This is a genomic window from Robertmurraya korlensis NBRC 107688, assembly GCF_001591645.1.
Lineage (GTDB): Bacteria > Bacillota > Bacilli > Bacillales > Cytobacillaceae > Robertmurraya_A.
Genome location: NZ_BCVH01000029.1, coordinates 23,563 through 47,536, shown reverse-complemented (window position 1 = coordinate 47,536; position 23,974 = coordinate 23,563). Strand labels below are relative to the sequence as shown.

General features: G+C 38.9%; 17 protein-coding genes, 2 tRNA genes and 1 pseudogene. 19 read left to right on the top strand and 1 reads right to left on the bottom strand.

What is annotated here, in order from left to right; translation table 11 throughout:
• The first annotated feature begins 35 nt into the window (after positions 1–35).
• The 19 genes from BKO01S_RS21915 to BKO01S_RS21825 all read left to right on the top strand — a co-directional run bounded on the left by BKO01S_RS21915 (position 36) and on the right by BKO01S_RS21825 (position 22,638).
• A tRNA-Asn gene (locus BKO01S_RS21915) sits at positions 36–110 on the top strand.
• A gap of 43 nt (positions 111–153) precedes the next feature.
• Positions 154–227 (top strand) — tRNA-Arg (locus tag BKO01S_RS21910).
• Positions 228–326: 99 nt separating this feature from the next.
• Positions 327–1,586, top strand: coding sequence for a SpoIID/LytB domain-containing protein (locus BKO01S_RS21905; RefSeq protein WP_066059665.1), 1,260 nt, complete (start codon positions 327–329; stop codon positions 1,584–1,586).
• A 126-nt stretch (positions 1,587–1,712) separates the two neighbouring features.
• Positions 1,713–2,420, top strand: a complete 708-nt coding sequence (locus BKO01S_RS21900) for a DNA alkylation repair protein (protein ID WP_066059663.1) — start codon at positions 1,713–1,715, stop codon at positions 2,418–2,420.
• 182 nt (positions 2,421–2,602) lie between these two features.
• The gene (locus tag BKO01S_RS21895) at positions 2,603–2,986 is read left to right on the top strand and encodes a hypothetical protein (protein ID WP_066059661.1); all 384 of its coding nucleotides are present in this window, start codon (positions 2,603–2,605) and stop codon (positions 2,984–2,986) included.
• Complete coding sequence (locus BKO01S_RS21890) at positions 2,973–3,611, top strand: O-methyltransferase (protein WP_066059676.1); 639 nt, start codon at positions 2,973–2,975, stop codon at positions 3,609–3,611. The genes BKO01S_RS21895 and BKO01S_RS21890 overlap by 14 nt, the downstream gene beginning before the upstream one ends.
• 25 nt (positions 3,612–3,636) lie before the next feature.
• Positions 3,637–4,536: an alpha/beta hydrolase gene (locus tag BKO01S_RS21885; RefSeq protein WP_084362183.1), complete on the top strand. Its 900-nt coding sequence runs from the start codon at positions 3,637–3,639 to the stop codon at positions 4,534–4,536.
• A 271-nt stretch (positions 4,537–4,807) separates the two neighbouring features.
• Entirely contained in the window at positions 4,808–5,587 is a 780-nt protein-coding gene (locus BKO01S_RS21880; protein WP_066059659.1) for a Cof-type HAD-IIB family hydrolase, read from the top strand.
• A gap of 171 nt (positions 5,588–5,758) precedes the next feature.
• On the top strand, positions 5,759–7,126 hold the full coding sequence (locus BKO01S_RS21875) for a PepSY-associated TM helix domain-containing protein (RefSeq protein WP_066059657.1): 1,368 nt from the start codon (positions 5,759–5,761) through the stop codon (positions 7,124–7,126).
• A gap of 16 nt (positions 7,127–7,142) precedes the next feature.
• Positions 7,143–7,604 (top strand): FixH family protein, encoded by a 462-nt coding sequence (locus tag BKO01S_RS21870; protein ID WP_066059655.1) that lies wholly within the window; start codon positions 7,143–7,145, stop codon positions 7,602–7,604.
• A 145-nt stretch (positions 7,605–7,749) separates the two neighbouring features.
• Entirely contained in the window at positions 7,750–9,528 is a 1,779-nt protein-coding gene (locus tag BKO01S_RS21865) for a cache domain-containing sensor histidine kinase (protein WP_066059654.1), read from the top strand.
• Positions 9,522–11,126 (top strand): response regulator transcription factor, encoded by a 1,605-nt coding sequence (locus BKO01S_RS21860; RefSeq protein WP_232311296.1) that lies wholly within the window; start codon positions 9,522–9,524, stop codon positions 11,124–11,126. The genes BKO01S_RS21865 and BKO01S_RS21860 overlap by 7 nt, the downstream gene beginning before the upstream one ends.
• Before the next feature lie 4 nt (positions 11,127–11,130).
• Entirely contained in the window at positions 11,131–12,456 is a 1,326-nt protein-coding gene (locus BKO01S_RS21855) for an ABC transporter substrate-binding protein (RefSeq protein ID WP_066059653.1), read from the top strand.
• A 234-nt stretch (positions 12,457–12,690) separates the two neighbouring features.
• A complete protein-coding gene (locus tag BKO01S_RS21850) occupies positions 12,691–13,671 on the top strand; it encodes an ABC transporter permease (protein WP_066059652.1) in 981 nt (326 codons plus the stop codon).
• A gap of 19 nt (positions 13,672–13,690) precedes the next feature.
• Complete coding sequence (locus BKO01S_RS21845) at positions 13,691–14,572, top strand: carbohydrate ABC transporter permease (RefSeq protein WP_066059650.1); 882 nt, start codon at positions 13,691–13,693, stop codon at positions 14,570–14,572.
• 64 nt (positions 14,573–14,636) lie between these two features.
• Positions 14,637–16,241, top strand: a complete 1,605-nt coding sequence (locus BKO01S_RS21840) for an ABC transporter substrate-binding protein (protein ID WP_066059648.1) — start codon at positions 14,637–14,639, stop codon at positions 16,239–16,241.
• A gap of 71 nt (positions 16,242–16,312) precedes the next feature.
• Positions 16,313–17,794, top strand: coding sequence for a glycoside hydrolase family 32 protein (locus BKO01S_RS21835; protein WP_066059645.1), 1,482 nt, complete (start codon positions 16,313–16,315; stop codon positions 17,792–17,794).
• 52 nt (positions 17,795–17,846) lie between these two features.
• Entirely contained in the window at positions 17,847–18,842 is a 996-nt protein-coding gene (locus tag BKO01S_RS21830) for a carbohydrate kinase family protein (protein ID WP_066059644.1), read from the top strand.
• A gap of 13 nt (positions 18,843–18,855) precedes the next feature.
• Positions 18,856–22,638, top strand: a complete 3,783-nt coding sequence (locus tag BKO01S_RS21825; RefSeq protein ID WP_066059671.1) for a GH32 C-terminal domain-containing protein — start codon at positions 18,856–18,858, stop codon at positions 22,636–22,638.
• 83 nt (positions 22,639–22,721) lie between these two features.
• Here the strand turns inward: BKO01S_RS21825 and BKO01S_RS24100 are convergent.
• Positions 22,722–23,883 (bottom strand): annotated as a pseudogene (locus tag BKO01S_RS24100) (IS3 family transposase).
• Between the last annotated feature and the right edge of the window lie 91 nt (positions 23,884–23,974).

Genomic DNA, 23,974 nt, shown 5'->3' with positions numbered 1-23,974 from the left:
GAATATTTTGCGATAGCAAAATAACATATTAATGTTCCGCAGTAGCTCAGTGGTAGAGCATTCGGCTGTTAACCGAACGGTCGTAGGTTCGAGTCCTACCTGCGGAGCCATTTTTTTATTTGGTGAATTACCTATTCTCCGTTAATTTATAATGCGCCTTTAGCTCAGCTGGATAGAGCATACGCCTTCTAAGCGTACGGTCAGAGGTTCGAATCCTCTAAGGCGCGTAAAAAAGACAAAAAACGCTAATTAGCGTTTTTTTTATGCTCTCTAATTCGTTAAGAACTTTAGGAATAATCAATAAATACATTATAAATAATAGGAGTATGAAAACTTTAATTTTTATGATCTCCTCCTTTTTCTTACTCTCGTTCGCTAGTGAAGTAGAAGCGGAAGAGATGGTCACCGTCAAGTTAAGGAACTATATTGGAGACACCTCTAAATTATCACTTCACATTAAAGGTGCTTATTCAACGTTAGAACCCGCATTGATGTTAAATGAAGGAGATGAATATATCCTTTCGTTTAAAGGTGAGAAAATGCTTCTTACTTGTAGCGGGTCAAAAATGGAGATAGATAGTCCGTTTATTTTATATCCAGACGTTTATGATGAAAAACATCTAATTTACATTGATGGAAGGCCTTATATGGGTGCGATAGAGTTCAATATAGAAGAAGAAAAATACATTAGACCCGTTAATCAAGTGCTACTAGAGGATTACTTAAAGGGTGTTGTCCCATTTGAAGTGTTTCCTGAATGGAATCTAGAGGCCTTAAAAGCACAAACGTTAGCTGCTCGTACTTACACAATCACCCATAAAAGTCCCCAACTTGATGACACTATTCAATATCAAGTCTACGGAGGGTACAATGAATTCGATAAAACAAAGAGGGCAGTAATTGATACCAAAGGGGAAATAATTACGTTTCAAGATAAACCTATAAGTGCTTTTTATTCTGCGAGTAATGGTGGGATAACAGAAAGTAATAAAAATGTATGGGGTGGCAAACCAAGCCCATATTTCCCAATCAAACAGGATCCTTATGATCCCATTCAACCTTGGGAATTTACATTATTAAAAACACAAATAGATATGGATGAAATCAGAACAAAGGATTGGGATGAATTAAGGGAGAAAGATAGAACAATCGCAATTTCTATTAATAAATGGCTTAATCGGAATGGGTATGAAGGGGAAATAAAAATTTTAAGTATTCCTTTTTTTGCAATCGATAAAGATAAAAATGGATCACAAAGATCAGTAAGAGGGTCGATCCAAATTGAGTTTATGAGAAGACTGATCGATGGCACCATTTTATTCGAAAGAGCCTCATTAGAACATGTTGAATTAAAAAAAATACGACCGATGATAGGTGGAGCACACTTTAGAAGTTATTTAATAAGTTCGTTTGAAATGAACTCTACTTCTTATAAAGTAAGTGGTAATGGTAATGGTCATGGTGTTGGTATGAGTCAATGGGGTGCAAACGAAATGGCAGAAAAGGGGAAAACCTATAAAGAAATTTTAGGCCACTATTATCCAGGCACTAAGGTTAAAGTCACCAAAACCAAAACAGAATATTAATAAATACTTATTTTATGTGATGATATCTTCGGGTATCATCCATTTTTTTGCTTTTAGCATAGTATATACTAGTGATAGACTTGATTACAATTATGTGAGTAATATTAAAAAGGATGTGCTAAAAACATGGATTTCGAAACAGTTATGCAGGAGCTTGCAGACCTCGGTAAGGAACGAACGAAAAAAATGTACATATCCAATGGTGCGCACGAGCCAGTTTTTGGCGTGGCTACAGGTGCTATGAAGCCAATCGCAAAGAAAATAAAAATAAATCAACCTTTGGCTGAAGACCTTTATGCCACAGGCAACTACGATGCAATGTATTTTGCAGGCATTATTGCAGACCCAAAAGCCATGACTGAATCGGATTTCGATCGTTGGATGGATGGGGCGTACTTTTATATGCTGTCCGATTATGTAGTTGCAGTAACTTTATCAGAGTCAGATATTGCACAAGACGTTGCTGATAAATGGATTGCAAGCAGTGATGAGTTGAGAATGTCAGCCGGATGGAGTTGTTACTGCTGGCTTTTAGGGAACCGGAAAGACAAAGAGTTTTCTGTAGGCAAGCTTGCCAGTATGCTTGATCTTGTGAAAAACTCGATTCATGATTCCCCAGAACGAACCAAAGCCGCTATGAATAATTTCCTATACACCGTGGGGATTTCCTATTTGCCGCTCCATGAAAAAGCAGTGGAGATTTCAAAGGAAGTAGGTATAGTAGAAGTCAAACGGGATAACAAAAAAAGTAGTTTTCTCAATGCTTACGAAAGTATTCAAAAGGAAATTGTGAGAGGGAGACTTGGTTTCAAACGTAAATATGTAAGATGTTAAAATTTAAAAAATAAAATAAAAGCATTCAAATGTATTATAGAACAATATATTTTCCCAAATTAAAAGCCTTCTGTTATAAACAGAAGCTTTTTTTTATTGATTTGACATAATGTATACATTTGTATACAATATGAGATATTACAACTTGTATACAAATGTATACAAAGGAAAGGAGCTTTACATTGAGAGAAGAAAAATTTAAGGATTTTAAAAAAGAGGGACATCACCGTGGTGAGCGCCATAGAGGAAGGGAGCATGCTACCCACCAACGTGGTGGTGCAAAAACTTTTCGCCGAGGGAGAGCAATTGCATTCTTGGAAATGTTAAACCTTAAGCGTGCAACGATTAAGCAACAGTTAGAAGAACCTGAGTTTCAATCAATTAACCAGATCTTACTCGGTGAATTAAAAGCAATTGATATGGTTAAAAATGAGTTTATTCAATTATTTGAATTACATGAGGGAGAAACAATGGACCTCCCATTTGAGAAGATGAACGAAGAAGCATCTGCATTGAAAAGTAAGGAGTCCTTAGTTGATGGTGATGAACCCAATGAAACAAATTAACCATTATATCGATTCGTTATTTTCTAATCACGATGAACTGTTAGAGGCAGTTCTTTTTTCTATCAGAGAAAACGGGATGCGGTCTATGTCAGTATCTCCTTCCTCTGGAAAACTACTATCGATGCTTATAAAAATTTCCGGGGCTAAAAATGTACTCGAAATTGGAGCACTTGGTGGATATAGTGGAATATGCCTAGCAAGAGGTTTTGGGAGTGATGGAACATTAACTTCACTTGAACTTGAGGAGAAATATGCAGAACTTGCGTATAGTAATCTATTGAAAGCAGGCTTCGCTAAGCAGGTTTCCTATCTAACAGGGCCAGCCTTACAAAGTCTTGAAACACTTGTTAGTAAGAATCAGAAGTTTGATTTTTTCTTTATTGATGCTGATAAAGAAAACTATGGAAATTACTTAAACCATTGCATTACATTAGCGGAACCAAGTGCATTAATCGTTATTGATAATGTTCTAGCGGGTGGTAGTGTGGCCGATGATGCGGTGGCACCGAAACGATATACAGAATTCATGAAGGAATTTAATGAAATGGTAGCGAATAATCCTCAATTAGAATCCGTGCTTATCCCAATCGGTGATGGGATGACGGTTTCGAGGGTAAAGAAATAAGTAACTTCTTAAAGGTGGGATAAAGATGGACCTAATCAAACCAAGCTATGAAATTAAGAAAAACGGACGGGTATTACGAGTAGTAAATACTGATTACTATAAAAGGAAAATTCTTGATGTTCCTTATGCTGATCTTTCCCCTACACAAAAACTAGATATCTACTTACCAGAGGGAGATGGTCCCTTTCCAGTCATTATCGTTATTCATGGAGGGGCTTTTGCATTTGGAGACAGCCGGGGGCCTGATACTGTGTCTACATTGCATGCACTCGAAAGAAACTATGCGGTGGTAGCAGTTAATTACCGTTTAAGTGGGGAAGCAACTTTTCCTGCTGATGTTGAAGATGTAAAGGCGGCTATACGTTTTATTAGAGCCAATGCATTTGAGTATTCTCTGAATCCTGAGAGAATTGCTACTTGGGGAGGATCGGCTGGGGGGGCTTTGTCTGCTATGTGTGCTACTTCCGGTGATGTTGTGGAGTTTAAGAATCCACTTCTAGGGAACGTAGATGTTTCTGATAAAGTTCAGGCAGCGGTAGATTGGTTTGGGCCGATTAACTTTCTAACCATGGATCAGCAGTTTGAAGAAATAGGCATTGAAGGACAAATACATAATTCCTCAGATTCCTTTGAATCAAAGCTAATGGGCCAGCAGATTACACTTATTCCAGACCTTGTTGCCAAGCATAATCCTGAAAACTTTATCACACCGGATTGCCCTCCAATCTTTATCCAACATGGGTGGATTGATGACATTATTCCAAGACTGCAATCTGTACACTTTGCTGATAAATTAGAATCCGTTCTTGGACCAGATAAAGTGTATCTCGAGCTTTTGGATGATGCAGGTCATGGAGGTCCGAAGTTTGATGACCCGAATAATATTAACAAGGTTTTAGATTTTCTAGATAAGCACTTAAGATAGAAAGGTAACATAATATTTATTAGACCTTAACCTCCTGTATGATAAGGATATTAGGGTCTTTTCCATTTTCCTCCTCCTTATAAAGTGGGGGAATTTCCCTTTCTATGAAAAACCTTGTATTCTGACTAGGATATAAGTAAAAAGCGAGCATCTAAATAATCTTAAATCTCAAAAAGCATAATTACTTAATTATTTTTTATAAAAACATGACAAACTGATAAAATAGAACAATGATTAAGTATTTAGAATCTACATGAAAGTTGGAGAGAAAATGACGAATCGAAGTGTGATTTTTTTTGATATAGATGGAACTCTACTTACCCATAACAAAGAATTACCCACCACAACCAAAGAGGCGATTTTCACATTAAAGGAACTTGGTCATGAGGTGGCAATCGCTACAGGAAGAGCCCCTTTTATGTTTGAAGAACTGAGGAAAGAGTTAGAAATTAATACATATGTTAGCTATAACGGTCAGTATACCGTGTTAAATGGAAAGGTCTTATATACCAATCCATTACAGATTGATTCACTTGTGAAATTAACGGCTGCTGCACTTGAGAACGATCATCCAGTTGTGTTTATGGATCATGAAGATATGAGAGCCAATGTTCCAGAGCATGATTATATCAAACAAAGTATTGATACGTTAAAAATTAATCGTTTCCCTACGCATGATCCTCATTATTACAAAGGGCGTGAATTGTATCAAACCCTTCTTTTTTGTGAAGAAGGGGAGGAAAAGCAATACGCTGAGCAATATGATGCGTTTGATTTTGTCCGATGGCATCCTGTTTCCCTAGACATCGTGCCAAAGGGTGGATCAAAAGCGAAGGGGATACAAAAAATCGTAGATGCACTAGGTTTTCCACCAGAAAGCCAATATGCCTTTGGTGACGGGTTGAATGACTTGGAGATGCTCTCCACAGTGAAAAACAGTGTTGCCATGGGAAATGCAGAAGATAAGGTAAAGGAAGTAGCCCAATTTGTTACAAAGTCTGTTGAAGAAAATGGAATACTACACGGACTAAAAATGGTAGGGCTTTTATAGGAGAAAATGGACATGGATCTAGGAGGATTCATGTCCTTTTCCTTTTTATGTTAAGGCTATGCTCGACACTTTTTTTGCATTTTCATTATAAACTTCATACTTATATCACAATTGAACAGTAAACTAGGTTACGTTATTGAATCTGACATTGTATTAAAAGGAGAAATATTAGTGAATACGGATTTAAACACTACATCTAAATCAGACACACAAAAGAAATCATCTCTTTATCGAACCGTGTGGAGGTGGCATTTTTATGCTGGAATCATAGTGGCACCTTTTTTAATCATCTTAGCTGTTACAGGTTCTATCTATTTATTTAAGCCACAAATAGAACAAGTGCTGTATCAAGATTTATACGAGGTTACTCCACTAGGTGAAAAAATACCAGCATCGCAACAAATAGAAGAAGTAAAAAGGCTATACCCTGATGCAGTGATTACTAAATATCGGCCGGGAGAAAATGAGACACGTTCGAGTGAGGTGAGCCTCACTTTACAGGAAGAATCTCTTACGGTCTTTATTGATCCATACACTGGAACATCAATGGGTAAGTTAAATGATAATGATCGAATCATGGATAAAATAGAGGAAATCCATGGCGAATTAATGATAGGAACACTAGGAGATAGAATAGTAGAGTTAGCTGCTTGCTGGACCATCGTGTTACTGGTTACTGGTCTATATTTATGGTTTCCAAGGAAAAAGCCGAACATGGCTGGTATCCTTTTTTTGCGATGGAATAAAGGAAAAAGTATTCTAGCAAGAGATCTGCATGTTGTTCCAGCATTTTGGATAACGGCAGGAATGATATTTTTAGTAATGACAGGGTTACCGTGGTCAGGGTTTTGGGGGAATAATTTTCAAACAATCGTTACCAACACTGGAGCAGGCTATCCACCTTCTGTTTGGGTAGGCAACGCACCTGTCTCAACCGTAACAAAAGATATTGCCGAGGTTCCTTGGGCAGCTGAAAAACTAGATGTACCTGCTTCAGAGATACAAGGTTTCATCCCCCTATCGGTTGATGATGTAGTTCAGATTGCAAAACGTGAAGGGGTCCATCCAAGTTATACCGTATTTATTCCAAGAGAACCAACAGGTGTTTATACATTATCAGCTTTTACGCCAAAAGCTGAAGACGAGATCACCATGCATATTGACCAATATACGGGTGCCGTGTTAACGGACTATCGCTTTGATCATTATGGTTTCATGGGACAAGTTATTGCATTAGGGATTACTTTGCATAAAGGGACACAATTTGGGTTAATCAATCAGTTAGTTAGTTTTTTTATTTGCTTAGGAATGATTCTTGTTGCCTTAAGTGGTTTTTACTTATGGATAAAGCGCAAGCCGAAAAAAAGTATGGGTGCACCGAAATCGACTAGCATCAAAAACATGAAGCTATTTTTAGTTGTTTTAGTAGGTTTGGGGATTCTGTTTCCTTTGGTTGGTTTGTCCCTAATCATCATTTTTCTTATGGATATGTTATTGATACAACGAATCCCATTCTTAAAGAGATTTTTATCAGCATAAAAGGGGGAACTATTTAATGAAAAATTTATTTTGTTTAGCAATAATAGTTTTGTTCTTAGGTGGATGTTCCCTCAAGGAGGATGTGGCTGAGTTATACCTACAGGAAAAGCCCCTTCATGCAGAAGTGACTCTACCCGAGAGCATAAGCAGCAGGGAACAAGTACCATTAAAGGTCATTCTTACTCAAGATGGAAAAAGGGTGGAAGAGGTAGATTCGTTGGAATTTGAATTTTGGAAACATGATGACTTTCTACACGCTACTAGTGAACAACCTATTAAACTGGAAGCAGGAATATATGGTACTACCAAAAAGTTCGATAGCGATGGACTTTATTATTTGAAAATCCATGCAAGTAATGATGGATCAATCATCATGCCCCAAATCCAGGTTGTAGTTGGCGAACTTTCTAACAGTGAGCTAGAATATTTACAAAAAGATGTTCAGGAAAAAGAAGAAGGTCACGATCATCATCATTGATTCGTTGATAAGCTGTTGAAAAAGGCTTCCGTGTGTGATACGGAGGTCTTTTACTTTTTAAGTTTCTATGTTCCAAAATAACTCGATATGCTAAATTGGGTATAACAAGTTCTTGTAAGGGGTTTCTTACATGAGGAGGTGGGAAATGTTTTTTTCATTACGTAATCGTCTATTTTTGGTTTTCACCTGTTTGTTAACGATTCCGTTTGTCGTCTTCTCCTTCTTGGTTCCAAGTTGGTTTTCTTCTGTGATTGAAGAACAGACCCAGGATTTAACTGTGGAGATGATGGATCAATATTCGTTGTATATACAATCGATTACCACGCAGGCGGAGGATTTAGGAAAACAAATACTTGTTAATCCAACGACATTGCAGTGGATGAAGACAGATAAGGTTTCATCGGATGTGACGAAAAACCAGAGGTTATTAATCAGGAATCAAATGAAGAGTCTTCTTGCTTCAATGACGGTTAATAACTCACATGGGATGTCCATCGGGGTCATGCTTAATGATGGCACAGGTGCATGGGGAAATAACCCACTATTAAAGCAAGAAAATTGGTATAAGGAGTATAAAGGGGATGGGAGTTCGTTTATCACTTCACATACGGATCCTTATCAGCCCACACCAGGGAATATTAATAGTTATATATCACCATTGATAGATATGAATACACTAGCATCCTATGGAATCATAAAGGTGAATTTTCCAACCGAATTGCTTGCGACGGCTTTAAATAAAAACAAGATTGGACAAAAGGGCCATGCCTACTTGTTGAACAAAAGAGGAGAAAATGTCTTAACAGGGGAGATTCATACTCCGAAACAGGTGCTATCAACGAGCCTTACGAAAATCAACAATAGTAAAGAGAATAACGGATTGATAGAAGTAAAGTTGAACAACGAAACGTACTTCGTGTTTTATCAAAAATTATCTGTTGGCAGTTGGATTTTATTGAGTGAAGTAACGGAGTCAGACTTATTTTCAAAGGCAAATGATTTGCGCCATCGCATGCTTACGATTAGTGGATTCGTTTTCTTACTTACCATTTTGGCCTCGTATATGCTCGCGTCCAATATTGTAAGCCCATTAGGGAAGCTGGCAAAAGCAATGGGATTTATTGAAAGAGGAGATTTTGCCGGTGCTAAGCGGTTTATGCCAACGATTGAATCTCAAAACAATGAAGTTGGTTATCTAGTAAATGTTTTTGGACATACAGTCGATCAGCTGAAAAATAGAATAGAGACCGAATATGAGGCGAATATTCGGAGGAAAGATGCAGAATACAAAGCCTTGTTGCTACAGATTAATCCTCATTTTATGAATAATACACTTGAAATCATTGGTGGCTTGGCTGCCCAAGGGAAAAATAGAGAAGTAATGAATGTTAGCGTTTATTTAGGACGAATGATGAGATACTCCTTAAATACTCAAAATGATATGGTCACTTTAGGGGAAGAATTGAGCTATATTCGCAGCTATACTAATATTTTAAAAATGAGATATGTTGACAACATTTCTATCACGATTGATGAAGATAACTTTGCTAAACACTTCCCAATCATTAAATTTATCCTCCAGCCACTAGTGGAAAATGCAGTAAAATATAGCTTTAGTGAGAAAAGTTATGCTGATATCTTCATCCAAACAAAAATGATTGATAACCAATTGATATTAATGGTTGAAGATAAAGGTGTGGGAATGTCGGATGATATGTTAGTAGATCTCCTTCATCAGGAGGATGCACAGGAATCAACAAGTGTCCTTCAAAGTAAGGGAACGAGTATTGGTCTCAGAAATGTACTCGGTCGTTTACAGCTTTATTACGGGGAGGACTTTTCTTACCAAATTGATTCTACCAAAGGGATAGGGACAAAAATCCAGCTGCGTATTAAGTATAGTGGAGGTGACCCGAAATGTTGAAGGTACTCATCACGGATGACGAAAAGCAAGTGCGTATGGGGCTTCGGATGAAGATTGATTGGGAGGAAGAAGGGTTTGAAATTGTTGGAGAAGCATCCAATGGAAAAGAAGCATTAGAATGGTTACGAACGATGAAAACAGACCTTGTCATCACTGATATGAGAATGCCTATTATGGATGGTCTTGAATTTGCTCAACGCTGCTTTGAAGAATTTCCACAGGTGAAAGTGATCGTGCTATCAGGATACTCTGATTTTGAATACGTCAGAGGTTCCATGCAGCAGGGAGTAAAGGATTATTTATTAAAACCAGTTGCTCCAGATGAGCTAGAAGAAACATTACGAAAAATTCGTAAAGAAACGGAAGAAGAGAAGAAAAAGCAGTCGGAAGCAGCCAAAATGAGACATCTCGCCATGACCCACCTCCAAGAAGTGCAAGAACAATATTTACTTTATTTAGTGAAGGAAGAGTGGACCGAGTCATCTATGGTTAAAGAAAGACTTCGACAACTTCATTTGGAAGACATGGCAAGTGAAAGTAAAGAATTCCGTTTTATAACAGTTGAAATCAGGGATAAAAACGAGCAAGTCTATCGTTTAAAAGAACTATGGCTCCCGTTTCACATGATGTGTAAAGAAATCGCACATGGTGAAAAGGGACTGTATCCGTTTTATGATCCTAGTTATGCGAATATGATTCATTTTTTACAGGTTGTAGACAAAGAACAGGATACGCGTTCTAGTCTGGTCAAAGATATTCAGAAGAATGTACAAAATCTACTTCATTTAGAGACAGTGATTGGCTTGGGCAGTGTGGTAAAGGGAGTAGCTAATCTGAAAAATGGCTATATTTCTAGTTTACTAGCTTGGAGTAAGAGTCAATTAGGTTCTCGTTCACAGATTATGGATGCATCCCATTTAGAGGAAGGCGATTTTGAATTTTCGTCAGATATGGAAAGGAAATTGGTCAATGCGGTCGAAACGGCCAATTTCAGATTGTTTAAGGAAAATATTGAAACTCTTTTAGGAAGAAATGAAGCTCAGTCCATTATGGCCTTCTCCTTCCTCTCCAACCGGGTGTTATTTTTATTAGGATCAGCTGCCCGTAAATATGATATGGAAACAAGGGACGTTCAGAGCATGATGTGGAGTTGCCAGCAAAGTATTTGGGAATTAAACTCCTTCTCTAAAGTGATTGAACAACTTATGGAGTTAGGGCAACTGATTATTGAAAAAGTAAGAACGGCCCGCTTTTCTAATGGAAAATTAATTATTGAGGGTGTCCGCCAGTACTTGGATCAGCATTATGCCAATGAAATCTCTCTTACCTTTCTATCAGAAATGTTTCATATTAATAGTGCCCATTTGTCAGAAACCTTTAAAAATCAAGTGGGACAAAATTTTAGCGATTATCTCTTGAATGTACGAATGGAAAAAGCAAAGGATTTCTTGAAGGACAAGCAGCTTAAGATCATTGATGTTGCTAATTTGGTTGGTTATTCGAACTCCGGATATTTTAGTACGGTTTTTAAAAAGCATTTTCAGCAAACACCTGTGGATTTTCGTCAGTCATACAAAGAAAAACTAGGAAGGATATGAACAGATGCAAAAACGGATGGCTTTCATTCTATCTTTCGTTATATTTCTTGGCCTGTTGGTAGTGGTTCTTTCCCTCTTTCAACCAGATAGAAAAGAAGATGCAGAGACACAACCAAAGGTTATACAAAAAAACCAGCTAACGTTTTGGAGAAATAGAGGAAATGATGCAGAAAATAAAGCTTATGAAGAGTTAGTTGCATCATTTGAAAAGGCGAATCCGGATATCAAAATTCAGATGAAAACCATTCCTTACAGCGACTATGAAGTGAGACTCCGGACAGAAATCGCAACAGGCACTCCTCCAGACATAATGGCAATAGATAGTCCAACACTCGCTCTTTATGCCAATGCTGGATCACTCCTATCTATTGATCATTTTATGAAAAGCGAGGGGAGTATTGAGGACTTCCCAACGTCCACTTTAAGAGGGCTAAGTTATAATGACCAAATCTATCTTGCTCCAATTGCAGAATCGAGTATTGCTCTATTTTATAATAAGCATGTTCTGAAAGATGCAGGTGTTCCTTTCCCATCATCCAATCCAAATGAACCATTAACTTGGGACGAAGTGATTGAGATTGCCAAAAAAGTAACAAATGTGGAAAAAGGAATCATTGGCATTGATCCTGGCCAAGGATTTGGAGAAGGAGAAGCACCTGCCTATTTTAAAATGCCGTTCTTGTGGCAGTTTGGAGCCGATGTGTTGAGTCCTGATTCAACAACAGCAAGTGGATATTTGGATTCAGAGAAGGCAATAGAGGCTCTGCAATTATTCCAGGATTTCTATCACAAGCAAGGGGTCGCTTCAGTGGAAATGGGAACAGATGACTTTATAAAAGGAAAGCTCGCGATGACATTATTAGGATCGTGGACACTTAAGGACTTTGAAAGAAATTCAAATTTTACTCTTGGAGAGGATTTTGGAGTAGCTCCTTTACCGAAAGGGATGTACCAAGTGTCTCCAAATGGGGGGTGGGCGCTAGGAATTTCATCGCAATCCAAATATCCGAACGAAGCATGGAAGTTTATTAAGTACGTGACTGGATATGAGGGAATGAAGAAATATGTCACGATTACAAGTGATCTGCCGGCAAGATACTCCGTAGTAAAAGATATCCCGGAACTTAATCAGTATCCATTAAATATTTTTGTCGAGCAAACGCTTAGGCACTCGCAAAACCGTCCAGTTACTCCTGCCTATCCTGTGGTGAGTAATGCCATCCGGGTTTTATTTGAAGACATTGGTCTCGGAGGGAAGGATGTTCATATCTCCGCCAAAGAGGCAGTCGACAAGATTAATGCAGGGATACAGGAATTTCAGAAACCATAAAGGATGGATCCTCTAGCTAAATGGCTAGGGGATTTTTTTGTTTTTGGAAACGATTCCATGTGCCGAAAATTTTAAACATCCAATTCCGAAGAACTCAAAATATTGTCTTTCAACATCCTGTTATAGTTAAAACAAGAAAGAGAGCTAGGGTTCTGGTGGAAGTCATAATCAAAAGAAAATGTAACCCCTTACTTTATTGGCTCTTTAGTAGAAAACTAGATTGGAGGTTATGAAATGCAGGAACTATTAAAAGCTGAAGCAGGCAAAGACGCTGCACTCCCGGTTCAGGAAGAGAAAAGGGTAACGAAACTAAGTAAGAAATTACGTTATATCCGAGAAAATTATTTTCTCTATTTGTTAATTGCACCCGCTATTATTCTCACTATCGTTTTTAAATATATTCCAATGTATGGTGCGATCATTGCCTTTAAGGATTTTAGTACGATCAAAGGAATACTTGGGAGCGAATGGGTCGGCTTTGAAAACTTTACAAAGTTTCTGACATCGCCAAACTTTGGAACCATTTTTATGAGCACACTGAAGCTCAGTCTTTACGGGTTAATCCTTGGGTTCCCAATACCCATCATCCTTGCACTTATGTTGAATCAAGTTCGACGGGCAGCTATTAAAAAAAATGTGCAGCTTGTCCTGTACGCACCAAACTTTATCTCTGTCGTTGTTATCGTTGGGATGCTTTTTATCTTTTTATCCCCGACAGGTCCAATCAATCAGGTGGTCACGATAATGACAGGAGAGCCCATTGGGTTCCTATCCGACCCAGATTACTTCAGAAGCATTTATATCTTATCAGGAATCTGGCAAGCGGCCGGCTGGTCTTCCATTATTTATGTAGCTGCTCTAGCGAATGTAGACCCAGAATTGCATAATGCCGCTACCCTTGATGGAGCCAATATTATACAAAGAATGATTCATATCGATTTACCAACATTAAAGCCATTGATGGCTGTGACGTTCATATTAGGTGCAGGAGGAATCATGGCAATCGGGTTTGAAAAGGCGTATCTGATGCAAACATCAATGAACCTGCCCACCTCTGAAATTCTTCCAACCTATGTTTACAAAGTTGGTTTACAAGCAGGAGACTATGCTTACTCAGCTGCCGTTGGGCTATTTAACTCAGTCATTAATGTTATCATGCTTGTTGTCGTGAACTATATCGTGAAGAAGCTGAACGAAGGCGAAGGGTTATATTGATCAGAAAGGAGTTAAACCAATGAATATCAAGTATACGCGGATGGACCGAATGATCTTAACCTTAAATAATATCTTTCTCTTCCTAGCAGTATTAGTCGTATTGGTTCCTTTAGTGTATGTGGTATTAGCCTCATTTATGGACCCAACCGTTCTATTAAATAAAGGAATCTCTTTTAATCTCTCGGATTGGAGTCTGAAAGGCTATAAGCTCATCCTAGGCAATGATGCCATGCTAAAGGGCTTCATCAATTCGGTTCTGTATTCGGTTGGCTTTGCGGTTGTTACTGTCGTGGTGTCTTTGTTTGCAGCCTATCCACTTTCAGTTAACGGATTTGTCGGAAAAAACCTCTTTATGACGATGTTTATCATCACGATGTTTTTTAGTGGTGGACTGATACCAACCTACCTACTTGTAAAAGATTTAGGGATGTTAAATACGATTTGGGCCATCATTCTTCCAGGTGCCATCAATGTGTGGAATATCATTCTCGCAAGAACGTATTTCAAGGGGATTCCATACGAGCTACATGAAGCGGCAAAGGTAGATGGGGCTTCCGATTTACTTATCTTCTTTAAAATTGTCCTGCCACTATCCAAACCGATTATTTTTGTTTTAGCCATGTATGCCTTCGTAGGACAGTGGAATTCGTACTTTGACGCAATGATTTACTTGGATGATCCAAACCTTCATCCATTGCAGCTCGTATTACGATCGATTTTGATCCAAAACTCAACAGATCCTGGAATGATTAGCGATCAGTTGGCGATGGCTGAGCTGAAAAAGCTGTCAGAAATGATTAAATACTCATCAATTGTCATTTCGAGTCTACCTCTTATCGTGATGTATCCATTTTTCCAAAAGTACTTTGAAAAAGGTGTTATGGTCGGTTCATTAAAATAATGAGCTATTAACTATAAAGGATAATGAAAATGCTTACAAATAATTATTTAGGAGGGTCAATTTTATGAAAAATGGAAAAAAGATTGCTACCGTCACCTTAGCGGCCTTATTACTAGCTTCTGGCTGCAGCAACAAGAGCAGCGAAACCGCATCAAAAGAGTATAACTTAAAGGATGTGAGCTTTCCACTTGAAGAAAAGGTCACACTAAGCTTTATGACACAAAGCTCACCGCTAGCTCCAAAGGATCCGAATGAAAAATTAATTTATCAACGTCTGGAAGAAGAAACAGGTGTCAATATCAAGTGGAAAAACTACACATCCGATGTGTTTGTAGAAAAAAGAAATCTTGCGATGGCGAGCGGAGATTTACCAGATGCCATCATTGACGCAGGGTATGGAGACTATGATCTTTTAAAACTAGCAAAGGATGGTGCTATTGTCCCGGTTGAAGACTTAATCGAGAAGTATATGCCGAATTTGCAAAAGGTTCTTGAGGCAGCACCAGAGTATAGAGCAATGATGACTGCTCCAGATGGTCATATCTATTCTTTCCCTTGGATTGAGGAGCTTGGTTCTGAAAAAGAGAGCATTCATTCTGTAGATGATCTCCCATGGATTAACGTTGAATGGCTAAACAAATTAGGCCTAGAAATGCCAACCACAACAGAAGAGTTAAAAGAAGTATTAATTGCTTTTAAAACACAGGACCCGAATGGAAATGGAAAAGCGGATGAAATTCCGATGTCATTTATTAATAAGCCTGGTGGGGAAGACTTAGCCTTCTTATTTGGATCTTTCGGCCTTGGTGAGAACTGGGATCATACAGTCGTTACAAATGATGGAAAGGTTACCTTCACTGCTTCCGAGGAAGGGTATAAGGAAGGAATCAAATTTTTAAATGAATTATACGCAGAAGGGTTAATTGATATTGAGGCATTTGAACAAGATTGGAATACCTACATTGCCAAGGGGAAAGACAACCGCTACGGACTATATTTCACTTGGGATAAGGCAAATATTACTGGAATGAACGATAAGTACGATGTTATGAAACCACTTGCTGGTCCAGATGGGCATGTAAACGTGACAAGAACAAATGGTATGGGCTTTGACCGTGGAAGAATGGTTATTACGAGTGCAAATAAAAATCTTGAATTAACAGCCAAGTGGATTGATGAGCTATACGATCCGATTCAATCGGTACAAAATAACTGGGGAACGTACGGAGACGATAAGCAACAGAACATCTTTGAATACGATGAAGCGGCAAATATGCTGAAGCACTTACCTTTAGAAGGTACGGCACCAGTAGAGTTAAGACAAAAGACAAATATTGGCGGACCGTTGGCCATCCTTGACGAGTACTACGGTACGGTAACAACAAAGCCAGATGATGCTGCATGGAGATTAGGTTTGTTGAAGGACGTAATGGTTCCTCATATGCAAGCGGATAATATTTACCCAAGAGTGTTCTTCTCAATTGAAGACCTTGATCGTTTATCGGCGATAGAAACGGATATGTTCGCTTTCGTAATGAGAAAACGAGCGGAGTGGATTCAAAATGGAAAAGTGGAAAAAGAATGGAATAGCTACCTAAAAGAGCTTGACCGACTAGGCTTACAAGATTGGCTAGAAATTAAGCAAGCAGGTTATGACAGAAATCAGTAATGGGATGAATAGGAGTGAGGCTGTAACCTTTTACAGCCTTCTTCTACTTATAGAAAAGGAGCGGAAAAAGCATGATTAAGACACGATATAAAGAAAAACATCGACCTCAATTTCATTACTCCCCGGAAGAAAAGTGGATGAATGACCCAAATGGAATGGTGTTCTTTGAAGGAGAATACCATCTGTTCTATCAACATCATCCATTTGGTATTACTTGGGGCCCAATGCACTGGGGGCATGCAGTGAGTAAAGATTTGGTTCATTGGGAGCAGCATCCCATTGCATTGCATCCGGATGAACACGGCACGATTTTTTCTGGAAGTGCTGTGGTCGATTGGAAGGATACGACGGGCTTCTTTGATGGAAAAGCAGGATTGGTAGCAATTTATACGAGCCATGATACGTATCCGGATTCCGAGAGACCAAGACAACGGCAAAGCCTGGCATACAGCAAAGATAACGGACGAACATGGATAAAATACGAAGGAAATCCTGTACTTTCAGACGAGGAGATTACTGATTACCGGGACCCGAAGGTATTTTGGCATACGGAGTCCAACAAATGGGTGATGATTTTAGCAACTGGCCAAACAGTTACTCTTTATACCTCTTCCAATTTAATAGAGTGGGAGTTTGCTAGTGAATTTGGCCATCTAGCAGGTTCGCATGATGGAGTGTGGGAATGCCCAGATTTATTCGAACTACCTGTAGATGGTGATGAAAGTAATAAGAGATGGGTGATGCTTGTTAGCATTGGAGATAATCCAGCTTTTTCAGAAGGGTCCCGGACACAATATTTCATTGGGCAATTTGATGGAATAACGTTCAAGAATGAAAATTCTGATGATACGACTCTTTGGCTTGATTTTGGAAGAGATAACTACGCGGGAGTGAGCTGGTCGGATGTACCTGAGGAAGATGGTAGAAGAATTTATATTGGCTGGATGAGCAATTGGCGGTACGCAAACTTACTCCCAACCGGGGGATGGCGTAGTGCGATGACATTGCCTAGAGAACTATTCCTCACCACTACTGAATCGGGAGTTCGTGTTGTACAGAAGGTTGTATCAGAAATTCAGGCATTACGAAATGAGAGTGAAGTCATTCAGGAAGTATTGCTAGAATCGAACAACCCATTTCATTGCGATCTGCTTAGTAGCTTAATGGAAGTGAATATCTCCTTTGAAAAAAGAGATTCTACTTTGTTTGGAGTCATCTTTGAAAATTCGATCCAGGAAAAAGTCATCATTCAGTATGATGCGGAAAACGAAAAGCTAACGGTTGACAGGGTGAATGCAGGAATCAATCATTTCTCTGACTCATTTGCTACGATACAGGAAGCAATCGTAAAAACAGAGAACAACCAAATACACTTACAAATTTGGCTAGACACATCTTCCGTAGAGGTATTTGCCAATGATGGAAAGGATGTTTGCACAACCCTAGTCTATCCGAATCAACCATATAACAAAATGGTCATCTTTTCAAAAGATGGAACCACAAATATCTCTTCATTAGTACTTACTGAGCTCTCCTCCATTTGGGAGAAATGAAGGAAGCCTGAATCGAAACTAAGAGAATGTTGAAAAGGCAGGTTGATGATGAATGGCAACCAATTCATCGGTGTTTTGTATAGGCGAATTACTGATTGATTTTTTCTGTACAGATGTGGATGTGAACTTAATAGACGGAAAAAACTTCGAAAAACAGGCAGGTGGTGCGCCGGCCAATGTTTGTGCAGCAATTGTGAAGTTAGGGGGAAAAGCACAGTTTTCTGGCAAGGTTGGAAATGATCCGTTTGGATATTTTTTAAAGCAAACATTAGAAAATTGTCTTGTAGATACGTCCTTATTATTATTCGATCAAGCTTATCCAACGACACAAGCATTTGTTTCCTTAAAGGCAGATGGGGAAAGAGATTTTATTTTCAACCGAGGAGCAGATGCGTTTGTAACAGAGGGCGAATTGGATATAGAGAGCATCATGAAGAATCAAATTCTTCACTTCGGTTCCGCAACTGCCCTGTTAAATGAACCATTTCGATCTACGTATATAGGTCTGATGAGGGACGCAAAGGAAAAAGGAAAATTTCTATCGTTCGATCCAAACTATAGGTCCTCTCTATGGAGAGGAAGAGTGGATGATTTTAAGGAGTGGTCAAAGCTAGGAATGTCTATCGCTGACTTTGTAAAAGTGAGTGAGGAAGAATTAAGAATTCTCTCGGGGCTGGACGATGTAAAGGAAGGAATTGCGGCTTTGCATCAAATGGGAGCCAAAGTTCTTGCCGTTACCTTAGGGGCGGAGGGAACACTAATCTCCAATGGAAAGAAGTGTGAGATGGTTCCTAGCATAAAAGTCAATTCCATTGATTCAACCGGAGCGGGAGATGCTTTTGTAGGAGCAACTCTCTATCAGTTATCTAAGCTTAAAGATCCTAAACTTGTTTTAGAAGACTTTGAACAATTAAAAAAAGTGATTTCTTACAGCAACATCGTTGGTGCATTGGTTTGTACGAAAGTGGGAGCCATATCAGCATTACCGACCGAGGACGATGTGAAAGGTTTGATTAATGAGAACCGCAAAAAATTCATTTATTTATAAGAGAGGGGAAAGGATGAAACCAACTTTCAAAAAAAAGGCTTCTGTATTTTTGGTAGCTTTGCTACTTGCTTCCTCTGCAGGAATTTTTAATTTTCGCCCTACGGCAGGATCGGCAACCGAATCGAAGGAGGGTGCAACCATTTTAGAAAGTGGATTACAAGCAAATACGAATCTAACAGGCTGGCAAGTGAAAGGAAAAGGGTCATTAGAAGACACACAACAGGGATTATTGCTGACTTCAGAACCCAATGAGAATGTAATGGCTATCTCAAGAGTTACTTCTCAAGATTTTATTTATGAAGCAGATATACAAGTCATTGATATGAATGCAGACGCGACGTTAGTCTTTCGTTCGAGTGAAGATGGTTGGGACTCCTATATGCTCCAAATTGTCCCGAATGCGGGAATGATTCGACTCCGCGATGCACGTGACGAAACAAGGTTAAAAGCAGAATATCCAGTCACACTTCAAGAGGGAGGAATCTATCATCTGAAGGTGAAGGTGGTAGAGGACAATATCAAAGTATATTGGGGTAATCAATATGCGCCCATTATTGATGTGAACAATGCCACCTATGAGAAGGGGTTTCTTGGACTGAATGTATGGGATGGCTCTGCATTGTTTCAAAATGTAAAGGTTAGTGAGCTTTCTACTAATCTAGGTTCTTCTCTTGTTAAGGAAGGAACATGGGAGCCATCCGTTCATGGCTTAAAAGGAATGGCTATTGATGGTGTAAAAGCGAAAAATGTTTTTCATACGAGTGAAAGTGACTTTGTTCTTGAGGGAAATGTTTCTTTTGAACATCAACAATCGGAGGCAGCACTCGTTTTTCGAACAAATGAACAAGGAACCGAAGGGTATGAAGCTGCACTTATTAAGGAAGGAAACACGGTTAAAGCGCAATTGAAGAAGATGGATGGTACAATTCTGAAAACCTCTGAACGTGCTTATCCTTCCCAAGAAGGTAGCAAACATCATCTAGAGGTTATTGCAAACGGTGATCAAATCGAGCTGTATGTGGATGGATATTTAGAGGCAGCTGTTGAGATTTCGGACACGATCTATTCAACTGGATTGGTAGGGTTTATGGTAACCTCTGGGTCTGCAGTCTTCCAAGATGTGTATGTTGTTCCAACAACAAACTATTATAAAGAAAAATATCGACCAGATTATCATTATACTCCAGCTCGCGGCTCTGTTAGTGACCCGAATGGACTTGTCTATTACGAAGGTGAATATCATTTATTTCATCAAGATGGCGGGACTTGGGCTCATGCTGTAAGTACAGATTTGGTAAATTGGAAACGACTTCCTATTGCACTGCCGTGGAATGACCACGGTCATGTTTGGTCAGGTTCAGCTATTGCGGATTCGAATAATGCTTCCGGTTTATTCACTCATACGGGTGGAAAAGGGCTGATTGCTTACTACACTTCGTTTAATCCGGATGGATGGAATGGCAACCAACGAATTGGTCTAGCGTATAGCACTGATCAGGGACGAACATGGAAATATTCAACGGAAAACCCTATTGTGATAGAAAATCCAGGTAAGAATGGGCAGGATCCAGGTGGCTGGGACTTCCGTGATCCGAAGGTGGTACGTGATGAGGCCAACAATCGGTGGGTGATGGTTGTATCAGGAGGAGATCATATTCGCTTCTTTACATCCACCAATCTAATAGATTGGACACTTACAGATAATTTTGGATATGGGGATTATGTTCGTGGGGGTGTATGGGAATGCCCCGATCTGTTTGAGCTTCAGGTAGACGGGACAGGAGAGAAAAAGTGGGTGCTCATGATCAGCACGGGAGCAAATCCGAAAACGCAAGGCTCTGATGCAGAGTATTTTATCGGGCATTTAACGGCGGATGGAAAATTCGTCAATGACAATGCCTTAGGAAAAGTATTAAAAACAGATTATGGGAAAGAGTTTTACGCATCGATGTCCTTTTCTAATATGCCAGATAACCGTCGTGTGATGATGGCATGGATGACAAACTGGGATTATCCATTTGCCTTCCCAACTACAGGTTGGAAGGGGGAGCTGTCGATTCCGAGGGAAGTCAGACTAGTGAATACGGAGGGAGGTATAAGACTGGCGCAAGCTCCGATTAAGGAACTGCAGTCCATTCGAAACACTATATTTGAAACACAGAACAAAATTCTACATCCTACCAATGCTTCGAATCTTCTAAAAGGGATCACTTCAGGTGCATTTGAAATAGAGGTGGAAATTGAAATCCCATCTAATAGCCAAACTACCGAATTTGGTTTCAAAGTTCGTGAAGGTACGGATGAAAAAACAGTTGTGGGATACAAACCAGCGGAAAATCAAATGTTTGTTAATCGTGCAGAATCAGGAGAGACGGATTTCTCTAGCTCTTTTTCCATCTTACATGAAGCACCTTTAAAGCCAGAAAATAAGCGCATCAAACTGAATATTTTTGTAGATGATGGGTCCATTGAGGTATTTGCCAATGATGGGAAGGTTGTTTTTTCTGATGTTATTTTCCCTGATCCATCCAGTCGAAGCATGAGCTTCTACACGAAGGGCGGAGAAGTGAATGTACGCTCCTTAAAAGTCCATTCTCTTGCTAATACTTGGGCGGAAGACAATGAAAAGACGACAAGAATTGTCATGGATACGATACAAAGAGAGATGAGCAAAGGTGATGAACTTACTTTATTCTCATCCGTGGAGACTGGAAAAGGAAAGAGTACACAACCAATAAAGTGGAAATCTAGCAACCCGAAAGTCGTATCGGTAGCCTCCTCTACTAACTCAAAAGCAGTACTAAAAGCAGGAAGCAAAGGAGAAGCGGTTATTACCGCCTTTACCCCTAATGGAAAAACTTCTGAAAGTGTTATTGTGAGAGTATTTGAAGGGGAATTCTTTACGAATCTTTCTGGATGGAAGTCAGATATCTCTGCTTCCAAATGGAACCTCACAGAAAACGGAATTCGTGGAACGTATACAAGTGATGCGAATTATGTCGCTGCTGAACAGGCTGGCGACTTTACGTATGAAGCTGATATGATGCTAGGGGAATCAGGGGGAGCAGGCTCCATTTTGTTCCGGGCTAGTGAAGACGGAAGTAGCGGATATTACTTCAATCTTGATCCGAATATGAAAGCTTTTCGTCTTTTCTACAAAATAGACGGTCGCTTTGAAGATCGAATGGTGCTTGGGAGAGTTCCTGCCTTTATTCAAGGTGGAAAAACGTATAAGGTAAAAATTGAAGCAAAAGGTCCTCACATTGTAATCACAGTGGATGGACAAAAAATCATGGATATAAAGGATGGCACCTTTGCAGAAGGACATTTTGGAGTCAATGTATTTGGTGGTCAAGCATCTTATCAGAATGTAAATGCTAATCAAATGACAGATGCAAACTTAACGGTAACAAGCTTTACAAACAAAGCAACAGGCCAAGCAATTTATACGGCTACGTCTCAGAATGGAGAGCCAGTGACTGTATCGGACGCAGACAATGCAACAAATTGGACGTTGGTTCCGACTGGTGATGAGTATGGTTCGTATTCCATACGAACCAAGGGTGGCAAAGCCATTGATTATGATACCGGCCAGAATAAAATACAGCTATACGATTATCTTGGCTATCATAATCAACGTTGGTTCATTTCAAAAAATGATAACGGAACTGTAAGAGTTACTTCTGTTCATAACGGAAAGGTACTTGGAATAACGAAAGACGGACATTTGTCTCTAAATGATTGGGAGTCTGCTGAAGAGGGACAGCAATGGATAAGCAAGACTGTGATCAAGTAACAAAGGTGAAAAAGTAAGAGAGTAATATAAAAAACCGACCTTTAGACTGACATAGACATTTGAGACAGAAATAAAACACCCTTTTAGGCAGCCATATTACCGATTTCTATTGGTGTGTGGTAGCCTAATTTTTCTTGGATACGCTCTTCATTGTAATATTTTATATAGTGATCAACTTTTTCGCTTACCTTCTCCAAAGAAATAGAATTAAACTTTACATACTGAAATTCCTCTGATTTTAGGTTAGAGTGAAATGACTCAATTACTGCATTATCCCAACAGTTCCCTCTTCTTGACATGCTGCTCACCAAGTTCTTTTCTTTCACGAAGTTTTGAAACGAATAAGAGGTATATACACTTCCTTGATCAGAATGTATGATTACTCCTTCTGGGTATCCTCTTTCATCTAAAGCATCTTTTAAAGTGTCTATAACTAGGGGAGTTTGTTGATGTGAATATAGCTTATAGGAAACAATTTGATTGTTATATAAGTCCATTATGGTCGATAGATACAGTGTAGTTGAACCATACTGAATATAAGTTATATCCGTTACCCATTTTTGATTAGGTGATGATGCTTGAAAATCTCTTTTTAATAGGTTGGGAGCTATTATGACTGATTCGCCCTGAGATTTCCATTTCCTCTTAATTTTCGCTCGGCATTGTAGGTGATATTTTTGCATGATACGTTGTACGGTATTACGATTTAACTCTATTTTATACTTACGCTTTAGTAACATTTTAATTTTTCGGTGGCATAGCGATATTTTGTTTCTTTACATAGTGAAATAATTGCTTCTTCTTTCATAGACAATTTAGCTTGTTTAGAAGATGCCCAACGGTAGTATGTAGCTCTAGGGATATTTAAAGCAGATAAAATCGCTGTAACGCTGTACTTTTTTCGTAATTTTTGTACTAACTGGAGAACTACTTCTTTTTCAACTCCTTTTCGATCTCCAAATACTTTTTTAAGATTTCATTCTCCATTTTCAAGTGCGTTATTTGTTGTTCTTTCTTTTCCTCGTCACTTTTTGTTTCAGGTCCATGTCCATAAGTGTACTGTTTACCTATAGGCTGATTAAATCTGTGTACTTGATTTTCACGATACCATCTCATCCATGTTTTGATTTGAGATACATTCTTAATTCCATACTTTTTCATAATTTCCTCGTTTGTAAATTGACCACTCATCTTATCCTTTACTACTGCCCACTTTGTTTCACCTGAATATACGTTTTTGCCCATGCAAAAACACCTCCGAATCCACTTTTATTAAGTGTACCATTTCGAAGGTGTTTTATATTGTCTCATTGAATTAGGTTAGTCTACTTCTTTT

Coding starts and splice junctions, on each gene's coding strand:
- BKO01S_RS21855 (WP_066059653.1), top strand. CDS start 11,131: ATGCAAAAACGGATGGCTTTCATTCTATCTTTCGTTATATTTCTTGGC.
- BKO01S_RS21900 (WP_066059663.1), top strand. CDS start 1,713: ATGGATTTCGAAACAGTTATGCAGGAGCTTGCAGACCTCGGTAAGGAA.
- BKO01S_RS21870 (WP_066059655.1), top strand. CDS start 7,143: ATGAAAAATTTATTTTGTTTAGCAATAATAGTTTTGTTCTTAGGTGGA.
- BKO01S_RS21880 (WP_066059659.1), top strand. CDS start 4,808: ATGACGAATCGAAGTGTGATTTTTTTTGATATAGATGGAACTCTACTT.
- BKO01S_RS21850 (WP_066059652.1), top strand. CDS start 12,691: ATGCAGGAACTATTAAAAGCTGAAGCAGGCAAAGACGCTGCACTCCCG.
- BKO01S_RS21835 (WP_066059645.1), top strand. CDS start 16,313: ATGATTAAGACACGATATAAAGAAAAACATCGACCTCAATTTCATTAC.
- BKO01S_RS21885 (WP_084362183.1), top strand. CDS start 3,637: ATGGACCTAATCAAACCAAGCTATGAAATTAAGAAAAACGGACGGGTA.
- BKO01S_RS21890 (WP_066059676.1), top strand. CDS start 2,973: ATGAAACAAATTAACCATTATATCGATTCGTTATTTTCTAATCACGAT.
- BKO01S_RS21840 (WP_066059648.1), top strand. CDS start 14,637: ATGAAAAATGGAAAAAAGATTGCTACCGTCACCTTAGCGGCCTTATTA.
- BKO01S_RS21905 (WP_066059665.1), top strand. CDS start 327: ATGAAAACTTTAATTTTTATGATCTCCTCCTTTTTCTTACTCTCGTTC.
- BKO01S_RS21865 (WP_066059654.1), top strand. CDS start 7,750: ATGTTTTTTTCATTACGTAATCGTCTATTTTTGGTTTTCACCTGTTTG.
- BKO01S_RS21830 (WP_066059644.1), top strand. CDS start 17,847: ATGGCAACCAATTCATCGGTGTTTTGTATAGGCGAATTACTGATTGAT.
- BKO01S_RS21825 (WP_066059671.1), top strand. CDS start 18,856: ATGAAACCAACTTTCAAAAAAAAGGCTTCTGTATTTTTGGTAGCTTTG.
- BKO01S_RS21845 (WP_066059650.1), top strand. CDS start 13,691: ATGAATATCAAGTATACGCGGATGGACCGAATGATCTTAACCTTAAAT.
- BKO01S_RS21860 (WP_232311296.1), top strand. CDS start 9,522: ATGTTGAAGGTACTCATCACGGATGACGAAAAGCAAGTGCGTATGGGG.